The organism is Thioalkalivibrio sp. ALE23 (genome assembly GCF_000378545.1).
In the GTDB taxonomy this organism is placed as follows: Bacteria; Pseudomonadota; Gammaproteobacteria; order Ectothiorhodospirales; family Ectothiorhodospiraceae; genus Thioalkalivibrio.
Genome location: NZ_KB900034.1, coordinates 95,622 through 112,305, shown reverse-complemented (window position 1 = coordinate 112,305; position 16,684 = coordinate 95,622). Strand labels below are relative to the sequence as shown.

Below are 16,684 nucleotides of genomic sequence, written 5' to 3'. Positions count from 1 at the left end.
TCACGGGGTCGCCGCCGGACGTGCCACGTCGTCACGCAGATAGACCGGCTGCGCATCCGCCGGATCCACCGCCTCGCCGCGTTCCCGCGCGTCCACCGCCAGCAGGGCCAGGTCAAAGGCGTCCGGCAGGGCATCGGGATCCACCCGTTCGTCGGCCAGCCCGCATTGCCCGGCGAGTTCGGGGAAGGCACGAAAGCCGGTCCCCAGCCCCAGACGTTCGCCCGCCGGCCACTGCGGCACCACCGCCTCCGGCGGCGCCACGGCCTCCGGCGCCGGCAGGACCCGCTCCCCCGCCACCGGGCACAGGCTCCAGTAGACCTCGCCCATGCGCGCGTCCAGCGCGGCCAGCACCGCCGCCGGGGCCGGCTCCGGCGCCAGCCGCAGGCCCTGCTGGGCCAGCACCTGCAGCGAGGATACCGGGACCACCGGGCAATCCAGCGCGAACGCCAGTCCCTGCGCCACGCCCAGCCCCAGCCGCACCCCGGTGAAGGCCCCCGGACCGCGTCCCACCGCCACCGCATCCAGCGAATGGCGGTCGATCCCGGCCTCCGCCAGCAGGGTCTCGACCTGCCCCAGGATCAGGTCACCGTGACGCTGCGGTGCCCGCTCCGACAGCGAGTACAGTTCGCCGTCCACCCACAGGGCGGCGGAACAGCGTTCGGTGGCGGTGTCGATGGCGATCAGGCGCATGCGTGGCGCTCCCGGGCCTGTTGCAGAAAGTCCAGCGCCGCCCGCGGGCGGGTCGCCTCGTGGAATGGCGGCAGGCTGTTGAGAAAGCGCTTGCCGTAGGGCTTGCCGTCGATGCGCGGATCGCACAGCGCGAGGATGCCGGTGTCCGAGCCGTCGCGGATCAGGCGCCCGGCGCCCTGCTTCAGCGCCAGCACCGCCTGCGGCAGACTGAACTCCATGAACGGGTGCCGACCCTCGGCTTCCAGCGCTGCGGCGCGGGCCTGCAGCACGGGATCGTTGGGCGCGGCGAACGGCAGGCGGTCGATCACCACCACCGACAGCCCGGTCCCGCGGATGTCGACACCTTCCCAGAAACTGTGCGCGCCCAGCAGCCAGGGCCGTTCGGCGGCGCGGAAACGCTCCAGCAGCTCGCCACGCGACTGCTCCCCCTGCACCAGCAGTTCGCGGTCCTCCGGCAGATGCTCGCGCAGCAGGGTCGCGGCCTCCTGCAGCGCGCGATGGCTGGTGAACAGGAAAAATCCGCCACCCGGTCCGTCCTTCAACAGCGGCCAGGCCCAGCGCAGGCAGGCACGGGTGTAATCCGGCGCGTTGGGGTCCGGCAGCGGCGGATCCGGGCGCAGCAGGCAGGCCTGACGCGCGAAGTCGAACGGGCTGTCCAGACGCGCGGTGGCGACGTCTCCGGGCAGCCCCAGGCGGCGCGCCGCGTGGGTGAAGTCCTCGCCCACCGCCAGGGTCGCCGAGGTAAAGATCCAGGCCGCCGGGCGCGCCGCGCGCCGCTGCGCCAGCGGGCGTGCGGCATCCAGCGGGGTGCGGTGCAGGGTCAGGCTCTGGCGAAAGCGCTCCAGCCAGGCGACGGTGTCTTCGGTATCCTCGCGCCACGCCGACAGCCGCTCGCGCAGCAGCTCGCAGCGCGCGCGCAGCTGTTCCAGTCCGGGCGCCCGCGGCGCCGCGACCTGGAGGGCGTCGTGCAGCCAGCGCAGCGCGTCGTCCAGGGCGTCCAGCTTCGGGCCCAGCGCGCCCTCGGGGTCGGCATCCTCCAGACTGGCGCGCCCTTCGTGCCCCTCGGTCACCTCGAGCAGCCCGCCCGCCGCGGCCTCCACCTCGGCCACGCGCTGGCGCATGTCGGTCATCTCCGGGGCATGCTGCTCCTGCTCGCGGCGCGTGTCGCGCGCCAGTTCGCGCAGGGCCCGGGTGCTGAGGGCCACGCCGAAGAACGCCCCGGCGATCTCCGGCAGCTGATGCGCCTCGTCGACAATGACCGCGTCGACCTCCGGCAGCAGCTCGGCGAAGCCCTCTTCCTTCAGCGCCATGTCCGCCAGCAGCAGGTGGTGGTTGACCACGATGACATCCGCCTCCTGCGCGCGGCGCCGCGCACGCACCACGAAGCAGTCATCCAGATGCGGGCATTCGTTGCCCAGGCAGTTGTCCACGGTCGAGGTCACCTGCGGCCACAGCGGCGAGTCCTCGGCCAGCAGGCCGGACTGGCTGAGATCCCCGCTGTCGTCGGTACGCGCCATGGCCTGCAGCTCCTGCAGGGTATGCAGGCGCTCGGCCCGCGCGCCGGCGCCGGTGGCCCCGGACGCCTCGGCCTCGGCGACCTCCAGCCGGTAGTGGCACAGGTAGTTCGAGCGCCCCTTGAGCAGCGCGGTCTTCGGCTGATAGCCCAGCGCGCCGCAGACCACCGGGAGGTCCCGATGGTAGAGCTGGTCCTGCAGGGTCTTGGTGCCGGTGGAGATCAGCGCCCGCTTGCGCCGCTGCAGGACCGGGACCAGATAGGCATAGGTCTTGCCGACCCCGGTGGCGGCCTCCACCAGCAGGGCCGATGGCGCGGTGGCCACGCCTTCCTCCACCGCCGCGGCCATCGCCTGCTGGGGTTCGCGCGGCCGGAACCCGGGGACCGCCTCGGCAATGTCACCGCCCGGGCTCAGGGCTCGCACGGCCGGCGACTCCGCGGATTCAGACACGTTCGCCTCCGAGCGCGCGCAGGGCCTCGCGCGCCTCGCGCGCGCCCTGCGTATCGCCCCGGCCCTCGCGCGCCTGCAGGATCACGGTCCAGTTCTCCCGCTGCAGGGCGCGGTCGCCGGCGGCCATGCCCAGCGAACGCTGCGCCAGCCGCTCGGCCTGATCAAAGTCACGCTGTTCCAGCCGCACCGCGGCCAGGCGCTGCCACAGCCGGGCATCCCGCGGCGCGATGCGCAGTGCCCGCTCCAGCAACTGGCCGGCGCGTGCCAGATCGGCATCCGCGCGCGCCTGCTCGGCGCGCTGCGCCAGCCCCGATGCGGCGCTGTCCACCCCGGCCGCCAGCTCCGGATCCTCGGCCGCCCCGGGCTCGACCTCCAGGACCTCGGGTTCGGGCACATCGGTCGCGGGTTCCTCCGGCGCGGGCCGCGGCTCCGGGGTCGCACAGCCGGCCAGGATCGCGAGCACGGCACAACCGGCCAGCAGCCGCAGCGCGCGCGGGGTGCTTTGCACGGAAAGTTCGCCTTGTCGCTGTTTGATCATCATCGGATATACCCGCTCAATCCTGGTTGCGGAACATGCGGCCGAACCAGCCGCCGGCGTCGCCGTCCGCCTCGCCTTCGCACTCGGCCAACGCCTCGGGGGCCGAATTCTGCCAGAACGGCAGGCGCCTGACGCGTTCGCAGGCGTGATCCTCGTCCACGATCCGTGCCCCGGACTCCAGGTCGATCTCGTGATATTCGATGGAAGGATGCCGACCGTCCTCGACCGATCCACCCGGCAGCTCCCCCATGATGCCGGCCCAGACCGGCGCCGCCCCGGAACCACCGGTCAGTCCGGTCGCCCGATTGTCGTCCATGCCCAGCCAGACCACGCCCACGTGGCGATCGTCGTACCCGGCGAACCAGGCATCACGAAAATCGTTGGTGGTCCCGGTCTTGCCCGCCAGGCGGCGCTGCGGCAGGCGCTGACCAATCACGCGACCGGTGCCGTCCACCGTCACGTCATGCAGGGCCTCGCCGAGCAGACGCACGGCGCCGTCCGGCACCGCGCCGCGCAGTTCCAGCCCGTAGTGCGACAGGACCTCGTCGTCGGCATCCAGGACGTCGCGGATCGCGCGCGTGCCCGTGGCATAACCGCCGCTGGCCAGCCCCTGATAAAGCCCCGCCACCTGCAGCGGGGACAGCTCCAGTGCGCCCAGCGCCAGCGAGGGGTTGGGAGCCGGGGTAGCCTGCAGCCCGAAGGTCTGCAGGATCTCCACCAGCTGGGAGACTCCCATACGATCGGCCAGGCGCACCGTGGGCACGTTGTAGGACTGGACCAGCGCCTCCCAGGCCGTGACCTCGCCCCGATGTTCACGGTCGAAATTGCGCGGGGTCCAGGGTTCCCCGTGCGCCAGCTGCAGGGTCACCGGCCGGTCCTCCAGCAGGCTCGCCAGGGTGTAGCGCCGGGGATTGGTCAGCGCCGCGAGGTAGACGAACGGCTTGACCAGCGAACCGATCTGGCGGCGCGCCTCCACCGCCCGGTTGAAACCCGGATACGCCGGGTTGCGGTCCCCGACCAGTGCCAGCACCTCGCCGGAGCGCGCATCGGTCACCACCGCGGCGGCCTGCAGATCCTCCGCATGTTCGCCGGCCCGCGGGGCCACCGCCGCCACCTCTTCGCGCACGCCCTCCTCCACCGCCAGCTGAATCACCGGGTCCAGCGAGGTAAAGATCCGCAGCCCGTCGGAGCGCAGGTCCTCGTCGGCGTATTCGGCGCGCAGCTCCCGGCGCACCAGATCGAGGAATGCGGGGAAGCGACTGCCGCCGGGCATCGCCGGCGAGACATCCAGTGGCATGCCACGGGCCGTCGCCACGGTGTCCGCGTCCGCCAGGCCCGTCTCGTGCATCGCGTTCAGCACGCGGTCGCGCCGCGCCCGGGCCCGCTCCGGATGGCGGCGAGGGTCGTAGTAGCTGGCCCCGCGCGCCAGCCCCACCAGCAGGGCGAGCTGGTCCAGGCGCAGCTCGTTCAGCGGGCGCTGGTAATAGAACCGGGCCGCCTGCCCGAAACCATGGATGGCACGTTCGCCGGCCTGCCCGAGAAACACTTCGTTGACATAGGCCTCGAGGATGGCTTCCTTGGAGTAGCGATGCTCCAGGATCAGGGCCATCACCGCCTCGTTCAGCTTGCGGGACAGGGTCTGTTCGCGGGTGAGGTAGAAGTTCTTGACCAGCTGCTGGGTCAGCGTGCTGCCTCCCTGAACCGTGCGGCCGGCGCGCAGGTTGGCCCAGGCCGCCCGGGCGATGCCGGCCGGGTCCACCCCGCGATGCGACATGAAACGCCGGTCCTCGATCGCGATCAGGGCACCGATCAGCGCCGGCGGGACCTCGTCGAGATCCACCACCACGCGGTCTTCACCGTGCGTCGGGTAGATGCTGCCGATCAGCAGCGGCTCCACCCGCATCAGGTCGACCGCCTCGCCCGTGTCGCGATCGGTGATCGAGCGCACATGGCCACGATCCATCTGCACCCGCACGGAACGCGCCGGCTCGGGCCCGTCGCCAAAGGTGAACGGGCGCGTGGTCAGGGCCACGGTGCCGTCGTTGACGGCGTATTCCCCGGCCCGGGTGCCCTGGCCGCTGCGCTGGTAATTCAGCGCCTCCAGCTCCGTCACCAGGCGCTCGCGGTCCAGGCGCCGACCGGGATACAGCTCCAGCGGTCGCGCATACACCCGCGCCGGCAGGGCCCAGCGCTGACCTTCGAACTGCGCGCGAATCTCGCGATCCAGGTTCTGCACATACAGCACGCCCACGCCGGCACCGGCCAGCAGAAGACCGAGCAGGGTCCAGGTGCCGGCACGCAGCACGCGGCGCAGCCAGCCGCCGGCGGGGCGGCGCTTGCGCGAAGATCGGGAGCGGGAGGAACGCGGCATGGCTCTCGCGGTCTGCAACAGGAACGGGGGAACACGGGCATCTCGCCCGCAACTCGCACAATGATAACCTGACCCGGGGCAACATTGATGGAGGCCGCATGACCGCGCTGGACGAGCAGCACCGCATTCTCACCCGGCTGATCGAGAGCGGGGCGTTCCCCGATGGCGGTCCGGCCGAACGGATCCGGCGCATCGAAACGCACATCTCCACGGTGATCCTGGCCGGGGACTGGGCGTGGAAATTCAAGAAACCGCTGGACCTGGGCTTCCTCGACTTTTCCACCCTGCAGGCGCGCCGCCATTTCTGCGAGACGGAGCTCGAGATCAACCGCCGGCTGGCGCCGGAGATCTACCACGAGGTCGTCAGCATCAACGGCGATCCCGAACACCCGGTGATCAACGGCCCCGGCGAAGTACTGGAATACGCGGTACGCATGCGCCGCTTCGACCGCGAACGCCAGCTCGACCGGCTGCTGGAGCGCGGCGCCCTGCCGCCCGAGGCGATGGACGAGCTGGGCCGCTACATCGCCCGCTTCCACGAGAGCGTCGAACGCACCGGTCCGGATTCCGCCCACGGCACCCCGGAGGCCGAGGCCGCGCCGATGCGCGAAAACTTCCCCGGCCTGTTCGAATCCGCCCGGCAACCCAGCGAACGCGAGCGGCTGCAGCGCCTGCAGACCTGGACCGAGAAGGAACTGGACCGCCTGCGCCCGCTGATGCAGGCGCGCCACGACGGCGGCTACGTCCGTCACTGCCACGGCGATCTGCATCTGGGCAACATGGTCTACATCAAAGCCGGGGACGATGCCGGCGGCGAGCGCCCGGTGGCCTTCGATGCGATCGAGTTCGACCCGGAGCTGCGCTGGATCGATGTCATCTCCGAAATCGCCTTCACCACCATGGACCTGCTGGCCCGCGAGCACCCGGCGCATGCCTGGCGGCTGCTGAACGCCTGGCTGGAAGAACGCGAGGATTTCGACGGCCTGGCCCTGCTGCCGCTGTACCAGGTCTATCGGGCGCTGGTGCGGGCCAAGGTCCAGGGCATCCATGCCGCCGAGCCCAGCCTGCCCTCGGACGAGAAGGCCGCCCACCAGGCCGAGATGGGGCGCTACCTCGCGCTGGCCGAACGCCTGACCGAACCGCGGCGGCCCCGCCTGATCCTGATGCACGGGGTGTCCGGGTCGGGCAAGACCGTGATCAGCACCCGCATCCTCCAGGCCCTGGGCGCGGTACGCCTGCGCAGCGACGTCGAACGCAAGCGCATGGCCGATACCGTTTCCTACAGCGAAGAGGCCCGCACGCGGATCTACGACCACCTGCTGGAACGCGCCGGGGAACTGCTGGAGCTGGGGCATACCGTCATCGTCGACGCGACCTTTCTCGAACGTGGGCAGCGGGAGCCGTTCCGCGATCTTGCCGCGCGCATGGAGGCCGGCTTCGCGGTCGTCGCCTGCCACGCCGACGAGGACCTGCTACGCGAACGCCTGGAGGCCCGCGCCGCGCAGGGCCGGGATGCGTCGGATGCCGACGTGGAGGTCATGCAGCAGCAGCGCCCGCGCCAGGAATGGCCCGGCGCCGACGAACATGCCGTGGAAGCGGGCCCCGGACAGCCCCTGGAAGTCGAGCTTCTGGCACAGCGGCTGGAACGCCCGGCGTGACGGCGGTCAGTTCATTTGACGTAGAATAGAGATACCATCGGTTGTCCGCGAGCCACACAGGAGTCACCCCATGTCCGGATTCCGCAACAAGACCCGCCAGGCCGCCCGCCGTATCACCGCCGGATTGCCCGCGCTGGCCCTGACGGCTGCGCTGGCCTTCCCCCTGCCCGCGCTGGCCTATGAGGTCGTCGAGGAGAGCGACGAGCGCGTGATCTACAGCGTCGAAGGGGACTTCGACCACTACTTCGAGATGGTCGAGTTCGCCATCGAAACGGAGGGGCTGGTGATCAACAACGTCGGCCACATCGCCGACATGCTGGACCGCACCGCGGGCCAGGAATCCGGCGAGGGCATCTACCTGAACGGCCGCTCGGTGGACTTCTGCTCGGCCACCTATTCGCGGGCGACCATGGAAGCCGACCCGCACAACATCACCTTCTGCCCCTACGTCATCGCCATCTACGAGCTGGCCGCGGAGCCGGGCACGATCTACATGAGCTATCAGCGCGTGCCGCAGATCGGCGACGAGGCCTCGCAGGAGTCCCTCGGTGACGTCAACGAACTGGTGGACCGGATCGTCACCGAAGCCCTGATGTTCTGAGACGGTCGGATCAGCCCGGCCGGACGGAGGCCAGTGCCGCCACCCGGCCGGGCGCCTGCAGCCAGGCCTCGGCCCGGTCCGCGGGCAGCCCCGGGCTGTACAGGAACCCCTGGCCGATATCGCAGCCGTGGGCATTCAGCCACGCCGCCTGGGCAGCCGTCTCGACGCCCTCGGCGATCACCTCCAGATGCAGATTGCGCGCCATCGCGATGATGGTCGCGGCAATCCAGCGCCCCCGGCCCTCGCGGTCCACCTGATCGACGAAACTCCGGTCAATCTTGAGCACGTCCAGCGGGAAGTCCTGCAGGGCCGCCAGTGACGAATAACCGGTGCCGAAATCATCGATCGCCAGACGCACACCCAGCGATTTCAATGCATTGAGCCGGGACACGGCCTGATCGCCCTGACTCATGATGGCGGTCTCGGTTACCTCCAGTTCCAGCTGTTCCGCCGGGAACCCCGTCTCGGCCAGGATCTCGCCGACCCGGCGCACGAGTCCGGCACTGCGCAGCTGCACCGGCGACAGATTGACCGCCACCACCAGGTCGCTGCGTACCTCGCGCAGCAGGCGCACACCATGCCGGCAGGCCTCGCGCAGCACCTGTTCGCCCAGCGGGACGATCAGGCCGGTTGCCTCGGCGACCGGAATGAACCGGTCCGGCGTAATGCTCTCGCCCTGCGGGGTCTCCCAGCGCGCCAGACACTCCACGCCCGCGGGTACGCCATCGCTCAGGCGCACCTGCGGCTGGAAATGCACGTGCAGCTCGCCGGTTCCGCTCGCCAGGGCCTCGCGCAGGCGACCTTCCAGCTCCAGCCGTTCGCTGGCCGCCCGGGTCAGCTCCGCCTCGTAGAAACTCCAGACCTCGCGCCCGTTTTCCTTGGAATGGAACATGGCCGCGTCGGCATGCTGGATCAGTGTGGTCGCGGTATCGCCGTCATCAGGAAAGCGGGCGATGCCGATCGAGGCATTGAGATGCACGCTGTGCCCGCTGTCCAGCAGGACCGGGGTATCCAGCGCGGCCTGCAGCTCGCGCGCCACCTCGCTCAGCGATTCGTGGTCGGCGGCCCGCTGACTGACCACCATGAATTCGTCGCCACCCAGCCGGCCGAGGATGTCCGGCGGGCGCACCGTGTCGCCCAGGCGCCGGGCGACCTCGACCAGGGCCTCGTCGCCGGCCGGATGCCCCAGGCTGTCGTTCACGTCCTTGAACCGGTCCAGGTCGAGGCTCAGCACGCCCAGCGGGTGACCCTCCGAGCGCGCCTCGTCCACCGCGCGCGACAGCAGCGCATGCAGCCGCGTCCGGTTGGGCAGGTCGGTCAGCGGGTCATGCTCGGCCAGATAGTTGAGCTCGCTCTCCGAGCGCTTGATTTCGGTCATGTCGGTGATGGTGCCGGCGTAATGGATTGGCTGCCCGCTCTCGTCCACCACCACCGACAGGCTCAGCCATTCGGGGTACACGGTGCCGTCGCGACGGCGATTCCACAGCTCGCCGGCCCAGTAACCGGTGCGCTCCAGCTCCTGCCACATGGCACGATAGAACTCGGCATCGTGATACCCCGACTGGAGGATGCGCGGATTCTTCCCCAGCACCTCGGATTCCGCGTATCCGGTGATCTCGGTGAACGCCGGATTGACCGCGATGATGCGCGATGACAGGTCGGTGATGACCACGCCGTCGCGGGTACTGCGGAACACCGCTTCCAGCCGGCGCAGGCCGACCACGGTCTCGCGCCGCGCCAGCGCGGCCCCCAGGCTGCTGGCAAAGATGCGCGCCACGCTCACGTCGGTCGCACTCCATTTGCGCGCCCGCACCAGCGCATCCACCGCGACGAACCCGCGATATTCGCCCTCCAGGAACACCGGTGCCAGCAGCAGGGACTGCAGCCCCTGCTGCTGCAGCAGTGCCTGTTCCTCCTCGGGGAACTCCGCCCGGGTTCCGGCGACCGCCTCGCCGGCCCGCAGGCGTTCGGTCCAGCGCGCATGCAGGCTGTCGGGCGTCAGGTTGCGCAGGGCGGGTGGCCTGACCGGAACGGCCGAATCGCCGCGCAACCAGTAGTAACGATGCGTCTCGCGGTTCTCCCGGCCCGGTTCCTCGGCGGCCATGACCACCACCCAGGCGCGATCCCCGGCCAGGGTCTCGCCCAGCCGCCCCAGCAGTGCATTCATGACCCGGTCCGGGGTCTCCGCCTGCAGCAGTGCCAGGGTCATGCGGGCCGAGCTCTCCAGCGCCTGCTCGCGCTGGTCCAGGGCCTGCGCCGCGTGCAGCTTCTGCACCGCCAGACCGGCCAGTTGCGTGAACTCGTCGATCAGACCCTGTTCCTCGTCGCGCGGCTCGCGCGCCTCGTTCAGGTAGGTGGCCAGCATGCCCAGCACGTGCCCGTCGTCATCAAAGAACGGGAACGACCAGCAGGCCTGCAGCCCCGCGGCCTCCATGGGCGCCTCCAGGCCCTCCCAGTACGGATGGCCCGTCACCTGCGGCACCACCACCGTTTCGCCGCGAAAAGCCGCGGTGCCGCAGGAGCCCACGCCATCACTGGCCGGCACCGGGCTGTGCAGCCACGGCAGCGAACCCGGCAGGGACGGCGCCGCCACGCATTCGAGCATCCCGGTCTCGCGGTCCCGCAGCATGATGGACGCCGACAGCTCCGGCAGCAGCGACTCCAGCTCCTGGATCACGTCCGACAGAAACCCCGGATCACGTGTCCCGGTGGCCAGCCGGTCGAGCACCCGTGCGCGCACAGCCGCCAGTCGCTGGTCGCGCACGCGCCGGGTCACGTCAACCAGGTTGCCGGAGAACCCGGTGGGCTGCCCGTCGGTACCCTTTTCGCAGCGCCCCTCCAGCTCCATCCAGTACAGTCCGCCCCAGCGGGTCACGATGCCGATCGCGGCTTCGTCCGCGAGCGTCGACACGGTCGCCTCGCCGCGCAGCACATCCGCCAGCGCCTCGCGCTCTCCCGCCTCGACGAAGTCCGTCAGCGGATGCCCCAGGGCCTCTTCGACCGAACGTCCGGTCATGCGGGTCCAGGCGGGGTTGAGGAACGTGAGCCGCCCCTGCGCATCGGTCTGAAAGATGATGTCACCGGCGCTGTCGATGACCTGGCGATAGCGACGTTCGCTCTCCGCCAGGGCGGCCTGTTCGCGCCGCAGCCGTCCGCGCGCCACCACCTGGTCGACCAGTACCGGCAGCCCCTTGAGGTAACCCCCGCTCTTGAGCACAAAATCGTCGACCCCGAGGCGCAGGGCCTGTGCGGCCAGTTCCTCGGTCCCCTGCCCGGTCACCAGGATCACGGGGATGTCCAGCCCCCGCTCGCTGCGGATGCGGCGCGCCAGCTCCAGGCCATCCATCCCCGGCAGGCGATAATCCAGCAACAGGATATCGGGGTACCCCGCGTCCGCCGCGGCCCCGCCGTCCAGACGCGCCAGGACCTCGTCGGCCGAATCGACCACTTCCAGTTGCAGATGCGGCGCCGCGCGGGCGAATTCCCGCCGCGTCAGACTGACATCGAAGCTGTTGTGCTCGGCGTAGAGCACGCGCACCGTTTCCAGCTCTTCCGGCCGCCGGTGGCGACGCCCGAGGGCGTCCCGCACACGCGCCGGCAGGTGCTCCAGGTAGGTCTCGTTCTTCGGCAGATAGTCGTCGGCCCCGACGCGGAAGGCGGTCACCACGGTTTCCTGTTCGCCGTGGCCGGTCATCACGATGATCGCCTCCTCGCGCCCGGCCTCGCGCAGACGCGGGATCAGGTCCATGCCGTTGCCGTCCGGCAGCCGCAGGTCGAGCAGCACGCAATCGAAGCGGGCCTCCTCCAGCGCCGCCCAGGCTTCGGCCATCGACCCCGCCGTGCGGATCTCGACCTCCGCCCCGTCACGGCTCAGCGCCCGACGCTGCAGATCGGCATCCACCGGATTGTCTTCAACGAGCAGAATCTTCATCTGGCGGGGACCTCCCTGAGGTAAACACCGAGGCCGGAGGCTGGTTCAACACGCACCAGTAGAGTTCGATCTGTTCGGCCACGTCCATGAACCGGTCGAAGTCCACCGGCTTCACGATATAGGAATTCGCGCCGCACTCATAAGCAGTACGGATGTCGGCGTCATCCGCCGACGAGGTCAGCATCACCACCGGGATGTGCCCGCACTCCGGATGCGCGCGCAGTGCCCGCAGCACCTCCAGACCGCTGATCCGTGGCAGCCGGATGTCCAGCAGGACCACCGCAGGCACCGGTTCCTCGCCCCGCGCCCAGCGCTCCAGCCCCGCCAGGGCCTCCTCCCCGTCGCGCGCCACCGTCAACGGATTGGCCAGGCGGCGGCGACGGAAGGCATGGCGCAGCAGATCCAGATCCACCGGGCTGTCCTCGACTACGCAGATGGGCGGTGGCGAGCCCGGGTCACTCATTGGGGCACTCATTGCGGCAGCTCCACACGAAAGGTCGCGCCCTCGCCGGGGCGGCCCTCGGCCTCGATCCGGGCGTCCAGCCGGCGGGCCGCGCGACGCACCAGGGCCAGGCCCACGCCGGTGCCGGGATAGTCCTCGGCGCGGTTGAGACGCTGGAAGATCTCGAACATGCGTTCCCGGAACGCCTCGTCGAAGCCGATCCCGTTGTCCTCCACCTCCAGACGCACCACCGACGTCCGCCGCTGAGCGGCGACCCGGACCCGGGGTTCGTCGCGACCGGCACTGAACTTGAAGGCGTTCTCCAGCAGGTTGCGCAGGATCAATCCCAGACCGTCGGGATCGGTCTCGACCTCCAGTTCTTCCGGCACGTCGATCGCGGTCGTCGCCGCCGCCGGGTATTCCGGCTCAAGGGCACACAGAGTCTCCGCCACCAGGTCACGCAGCCGGATCCGGCGCTGTTCCAGCGGTCGCCGCTCCATGCGCGAGTACGTCAGCAGGTCGCCGATCAGTTCGTTCATCTGCGCCACACCCTGGCGGATATTGCGCAGGAATTCGCGACCCTCGTCATCCAGGCGCTCGGCATGCTCCGCCTCCAGCAGCTGGCTGTAGCCCTGGATCCCGCGCAGCGGCGCCTTGAGATCATGGGAAACCGCGTAGGAGAAGGATTCGAGCTCCTGGTTGGCGATTTGCAGTTCCGCGGTGCGCCGCTCGACCCGGCGCTCCAGATCGGCATTGAGCGCACGCAGTTCCAGCTCGGCCTGGTGCAGTTCGGTGATGTCCAGCGCCGTACCCTGCACCCGCCACGCGCCACCGGGGCCGTCACCCGTAAACGACGACGCGCGCTGAATGCCGAAGCGCAGCCAGGTCTCCGGCCCGCGCCCCGGGTGTCGGCGTACGTGCAGGTGCTGGCTTTGCGGCGGGGTACCGGCAGCCATGCCCCGCAAGGTGGCAGCCAGGCGTGGTCCGTCGGCGGACTCGGTGTCGAGGTCACGCTCCAGCAGCGTGGCCACGTCCGGTTCGGGGCCGTCGGGCGGGCGCCCCAGCAACCGGAAAAGCTGGTCCGACCACCAGAACCCGTTCACCGGATCGTATTCCCAGCTGCCCAGGCCCGCGTCGCGTTCGGCCCGTTCCAGCCGTTCCATCTGCCGCTGACGCTCCAGCTCCAGCCGCCGGCGTTCCGTGATGTCCAGCAGCACCCCGTGGATGCGCGTCACACGGCCGGCCGTATCCCGGCTGAGCCAGGTCCGGTCTTCCACCCAGACCGTACCCAGCACGGGCAGTACCAGGCGGTAGAGCTGGGTGTAACGATCCGGCCCATGTTCGAGGTGCATTTGCACCTCCTCGACGATGGACGGCAGATCGTCAGGGTGAATCAGGCTGGCGTAATCCGGGTCGCCCGCCAGCAGGGCATCGCGATCCAGCCCCCAGTCCGCGGCATTGGACGAGACATAGGTGACCGGCCAGCCGTCACGCGCCTCCCATTCGATCGCCAGCACCGGCGAGTGATCGATGATGCGCGCGGCCCGCCCCGCCTCCGCGGCCGCCCGGTCGCGGGCGGCCAGCGCGCGATGGATCAACACGAACAGCAGCCCGGCGGTCACCACCACGTAGGCCCAGCCCTTACCGGTCTGCAGCCGGGATAGCAGTTCCACGTCGTCCACCAGCGCCAGCAGCGCCCGGTCGGAAAACCCGATCCACATCAGGCCGAGCACCAGATAGATCAGGGTGATACCCAGAGCCGTGATTGCGGCACCGCGGCGGATCCCGGGACTCGCGTCGCGTGTCATGCCCCCCTCCTCTTTGCGCGGTGCTTCCTTCCCCCAAGAATCCGCCGGACGGGCACACGACGCAAGACCCGGCCGCCCCGTGGCGCGGAATGTTATTCTTTGACGTTTGGACCAAGTTGAACGACCCGCCATGTTCAAGAACCTGGAAAAAGCCCCGGCCGGCCACCACGAGCCGCTCGCCGATGTCCTCGACCGCGTCCGCTTCAACGCCGACGGGCTGGTGCCCGCCATCGCCCAGCAGGGCGACAGCGGGGAGGTCCTGATGATGGCCTGGATGAACCGGGAGGCCCTGGAGGAGACCCTGCGCACCGGACGGGTCTGCTACTGGTCGCGCTCGCGCGGGGCGCTGTGGCGCAAGGGCGAGTCCTCCGGCCAGGTCCAGCAGCTGCGGTCGCTGCATCTGGACTGCGACGGCGACACCGTGCTGGCGAAGGTCGATCAGACCGGCCCCGCCTGCCACACCGGGCGGCGCAGCTGTTTCTATCTGCAGGTCGAGGGCGACGAAGTCGCCGTGACCAGCGACCCGCAGATCGACCCCGAAACCCTCTACGGCGCCTCCTGAAACCGCGACAAGGAACACCGACCATGGCCGACGCCAGCGCACCGCAGCTCGTCATCCACAACACCCTCGGGGGGCAGCGCGAGCCCTTCGTTCCCGCCGACCCGCAGCGGGTGACGATGTATGTCTGCGGGCCGACCGTGTACAACCGCGTGCACGTGGGCAACGGCCGCCCGGTGGTGGTGTTCGACGTGCTCTTCCGCGTGCTGCGCGCGCTTTACGGCCCGGAGCACGTGGTCTACGCCCGCAACATCACCGACGTGGACGACAAGATCAACCAGGCCGCGCGCGAGAACGACGAACCCATCGCCGCGCTGACCGAACGCTTCACCCGGGCCTTCCACGAGGACATCGCCCGGCTCGGCACCCTAGAGCCGACCCTCGAGCCCCGGGCCACTGATCACGTGACCGAGATGATCGCCCTGATCGAGGATCTGCTCGCGCGCGGCCACGCCTACGCGACGGACGGCCATGTACTGTTCGACGTGACCTCTTACCCTGCCTACGGCGCCCTGTCCGGGCGTACCCTCGAGGCGATGCAGGCCGGGGCCCGGGTGGAAGTCGCCGACTACAAGCGCCATCCCGGCGACTTCGTGCTGTGGAAGCCGGCCGGCGAGGACGAACCCGGCTGGGACAGCCCCTGGGGCAACGGGCGCCCGGGCTGGCACCTGGAGTGCACCGCGATGATCCGCACCCATCTGGGCCGCAGCATCGACCTCCACGGCGGCGGCCACGATCTGGTGTTCCCGCATCACGAGAACGAGATCGCCCAGGGCTGCGCGGCCGAAGGCTGCGACGAACACGGTGGCTATTACGCGCGCTACTGGATGCACAACGGACACGTGACCATCGAAGGCGAGAAGATGTCCAAGTCGCTGGGCAACTTCCGCCTGCTGCACGACCTGCTGCAGGTCTGGCCCGGCGAGGTCCTGCGCCTGGCGCTGCTGTCGCGCCATTATCGCGCGCCGCTGAACTTTTCCGAGGACACCCTGGAACAGAGCCGCAACGCGCTGGACGGCTTCTACCGTCTGCTGCGCGAGCACGCCGGGGTCGTGGCCACCCCCGCCGATGCGACGGACACCCCGGTCTTCACCGCATTGCTGGACGATCTCGACACCGCCGGGGCGCTCGCCGCCCTGCACCGCATGGCGGATGCCCTGCAGGCCGCCAACAGCGAGGACGAACGCGCCCGCCGCAAGGGCGAGCTGCTGGCCGCCGGCGAACTCCTGGGCCTGCTGCAGCAGGACCCGGAGGCCTGGTTCCGCGGCGACGTCGCCGATGATGCCGATCTCGCCGCATGGGTGGAGGAACGCATCGCCGCGCGTGCCGAGGCGCGGCGCGCGCGGGATTTCGCCACCGCCGATGCGATCCGCGACGAGCTGACGGCCAGCGGCATCGAACTGGAGGACACGCCGGGTGGCACCCGCTGGCAGCGCGCCTGAGCGGGCTGTCCGCAGCGCCACCCGGGCACGCGCCCGGCTGGCGCTGGCGCTCCTGATCTCGGTGGCCGCCAGTCTGCCCGCGATGGCCACCGCCCACCCGCATGCCTGGATCGATCTGCGGGTCACCCTCGACTTCGACAGCGACGGCCGACTGGCCTCCATGCACCAGTTGTGGGTCATCGACCCGACCTACAGCCACATGCTGCTGGAGGAGATGACCCGCGACATGGACGGCGATGCCGGCATCGACTTGGTGCTGGAAACGGTCGGTCCGCGCATGCTCGACAACCTCGCGGAATACGACCACTTCACCAAACTCGAGGCGGACGGCGAAACACTGGACACCCCGCCCGCCGAATCCCCCGAGCTGCGCCTGGAGGACCGGCGCCTGCACCTGGGCTTCGAGATCCCGCTGGACCGGCACGACATCGGCGCCGCAGAGGATTTCACCTACCGCGTCTATGACCCCACCTACTGGATCGAGATCCGCCATGACCCCGGTGACGTGATCCAGGTGAACCGCGGCGACGGCTGCCGGGTCGAACTCGAGGAACCACGCCCGGATCCACAACTGGTGCGTTATGCCGCCACCCTGGAACGCGAATCCCGCAGCCCGATCGAAGATCTCGGACGCCATTTTGCCGAGATTGCGCGCCTGGAATGTGAATGACGTCGGGTTC

At 69.9% G+C, this 16,684-nt stretch carries 12 protein-coding genes; 5 read left to right on the top strand and 7 right to left on the bottom strand.

Translation table 11 applies throughout. The features are described 5' to 3' along the window. Genes tsaB through mrcB form a run of 4 tightly spaced genes read right to left on the bottom strand, consistent with a single transcriptional unit; the run spans position 1 to position 5,563 of the window. Positions 1–690, bottom strand: coding sequence for a tRNA (adenosine(37)-N6)-threonylcarbamoyltransferase complex dimerization subunit type 1 TsaB (tsaB, locus tag F573_RS0109275; RefSeq protein ID WP_019022357.1), 690 nt, complete (start codon positions 688–690; stop codon positions 1–3). Next, positions 681–2,654 (bottom strand): ATP-dependent DNA helicase, encoded by a 1,974-nt coding sequence (locus F573_RS0109270; protein WP_019022356.1) that lies wholly within the window; start codon positions 2,652–2,654, stop codon positions 681–683. Before F573_RS0109270 ends, tsaB begins: the two co-directional genes overlap by 10 nt. Further along, positions 2,647–3,195 (bottom strand): tetratricopeptide repeat protein, encoded by a 549-nt coding sequence (locus F573_RS0109265; protein WP_019022355.1) that lies wholly within the window; start codon positions 3,193–3,195, stop codon positions 2,647–2,649. Before F573_RS0109265 ends, F573_RS0109270 begins: the two co-directional genes overlap by 8 nt. A 13-nt stretch (positions 3,196–3,208) precedes the next feature. Beyond that, positions 3,209–5,563 (bottom strand): penicillin-binding protein 1B, encoded by a 2,355-nt coding sequence (gene mrcB / locus F573_RS0109260; protein ID WP_019022354.1) that lies wholly within the window; start codon positions 5,561–5,563, stop codon positions 3,209–3,211. A gap of 98 nt (positions 5,564–5,661) precedes the next feature. On the opposite strand from mrcB, the gene F573_RS0109255 reads away from it, so the two are divergent. Beyond that, positions 5,662–7,221: a bifunctional aminoglycoside phosphotransferase/ATP-binding protein gene (locus tag F573_RS0109255; RefSeq protein ID WP_019022353.1), complete on the top strand. Its 1,560-nt coding sequence runs from the start codon at positions 5,662–5,664 to the stop codon at positions 7,219–7,221. Positions 7,222–7,291: 70 nt separating this feature from the next. Further along, positions 7,292–7,822 carry a hypothetical protein gene (locus F573_RS0109250; protein WP_018870560.1) on the top strand — a complete coding sequence of 177 codons (531 nt, stop codon included), beginning with the start codon at positions 7,292–7,294 and terminating at the stop codon, positions 7,820–7,822. 10 nt (positions 7,823–7,832) lie between these two features. On the opposite strand, the gene F573_RS0109245 is transcribed toward F573_RS0109250, so the two are convergent. The 3 genes from F573_RS0109245 to F573_RS0109235 are packed head-to-tail and all read right to left on the bottom strand — an operon-like array spanning position 7,833 to position 14,003. After that, on the bottom strand, positions 7,833–11,753 hold the full coding sequence (locus F573_RS0109245) for an EAL domain-containing protein (protein WP_019022352.1): 3,921 nt from the start codon (positions 11,751–11,753) through the stop codon (positions 7,833–7,835). Continuing rightward, positions 11,734–12,216: a response regulator gene (locus F573_RS0109240; RefSeq protein ID WP_018870558.1), complete on the bottom strand. Its 483-nt coding sequence runs from the start codon at positions 12,214–12,216 to the stop codon at positions 11,734–11,736. The genes F573_RS0109245 and F573_RS0109240 overlap by 20 nt, the downstream gene beginning before the upstream one ends. 8 nt (positions 12,217–12,224) lie before the next feature. After that, on the bottom strand, positions 12,225–14,003 hold the full coding sequence (locus F573_RS0109235) for an ATP-binding protein (protein ID WP_019022351.1): 1,779 nt from the start codon (positions 14,001–14,003) through the stop codon (positions 12,225–12,227). Positions 14,004–14,133: 130 nt separating this feature from the next. Here F573_RS0109235 and hisI point away from each other — a divergent pair, with 130 nt between their 5' ends. The 3 genes from hisI to F573_RS0109220 are packed head-to-tail and all read left to right on the top strand — an operon-like array spanning position 14,134 to position 16,674. Continuing rightward, positions 14,134–14,565, top strand: coding sequence for a phosphoribosyl-AMP cyclohydrolase (gene hisI / locus F573_RS0109230; RefSeq protein WP_019022350.1), 432 nt, complete (start codon positions 14,134–14,136; stop codon positions 14,563–14,565). Positions 14,566–14,588: 23 nt separating this feature from the next. Further along, positions 14,589–16,004 carry a cysteine--tRNA ligase gene (cysS, locus tag F573_RS0109225; protein WP_019022349.1) on the top strand — a complete coding sequence of 472 codons (1,416 nt, stop codon included), beginning with the start codon at positions 14,589–14,591 and terminating at the stop codon, positions 16,002–16,004. Next, positions 15,979–16,674 carry a DUF1007 family protein gene (locus F573_RS0109220; RefSeq protein WP_019022348.1) on the top strand — a complete coding sequence of 232 codons (696 nt, stop codon included), beginning with the start codon at positions 15,979–15,981 and terminating at the stop codon, positions 16,672–16,674. The genes cysS and F573_RS0109220 overlap by 26 nt, the downstream gene beginning before the upstream one ends. Positions 16,675–16,684: the final 10 nt, after the last annotated feature.

Bases quoted from the DNA above. Each gene is read 5' to 3' on its own strand.
- tsaB (WP_019022357.1), bottom strand. From the start codon at position 690: ATGCGCCTGATCGCCATCGACACCGCCACCGAACGCTGTTCCGCCGCC.
- F573_RS0109265 (WP_019022355.1), bottom strand. From the start codon at position 3,195: ATGATGATCAAACAGCGACAAGGCGAACTTTCCGTGCAAAGCACCCCG.
- mrcB (WP_019022354.1), bottom strand. From the start codon at position 5,563: ATGCCGCGTTCCTCCCGCTCCCGATCTTCGCGCAAGCGCCGCCCCGCC.
- F573_RS0109255 (WP_019022353.1), top strand. From the start codon at position 5,662: ATGACCGCGCTGGACGAGCAGCACCGCATTCTCACCCGGCTGATCGAG.
- F573_RS0109250 (WP_018870560.1), top strand. From the start codon at position 7,292: ATGTCCGGATTCCGCAACAAGACCCGCCAGGCCGCCCGCCGTATCACC.
- F573_RS0109245 (WP_019022352.1), bottom strand. From the start codon at position 11,753: ATGAAGATTCTGCTCGTTGAAGACAATCCGGTGGATGCCGATCTGCAG.
- F573_RS0109240 (WP_018870558.1), bottom strand. From the start codon at position 12,216: ATGAGTGACCCGGGCTCGCCACCGCCCATCTGCGTAGTCGAGGACAGC.
- F573_RS0109235 (WP_019022351.1), bottom strand. From the start codon at position 14,003: ATGACACGCGACGCGAGTCCCGGGATCCGCCGCGGTGCCGCAATCACG.
- hisI (WP_019022350.1), top strand. From the start codon at position 14,134: ATGTTCAAGAACCTGGAAAAAGCCCCGGCCGGCCACCACGAGCCGCTC.
- cysS (WP_019022349.1), top strand. From the start codon at position 14,589: ATGGCCGACGCCAGCGCACCGCAGCTCGTCATCCACAACACCCTCGGG.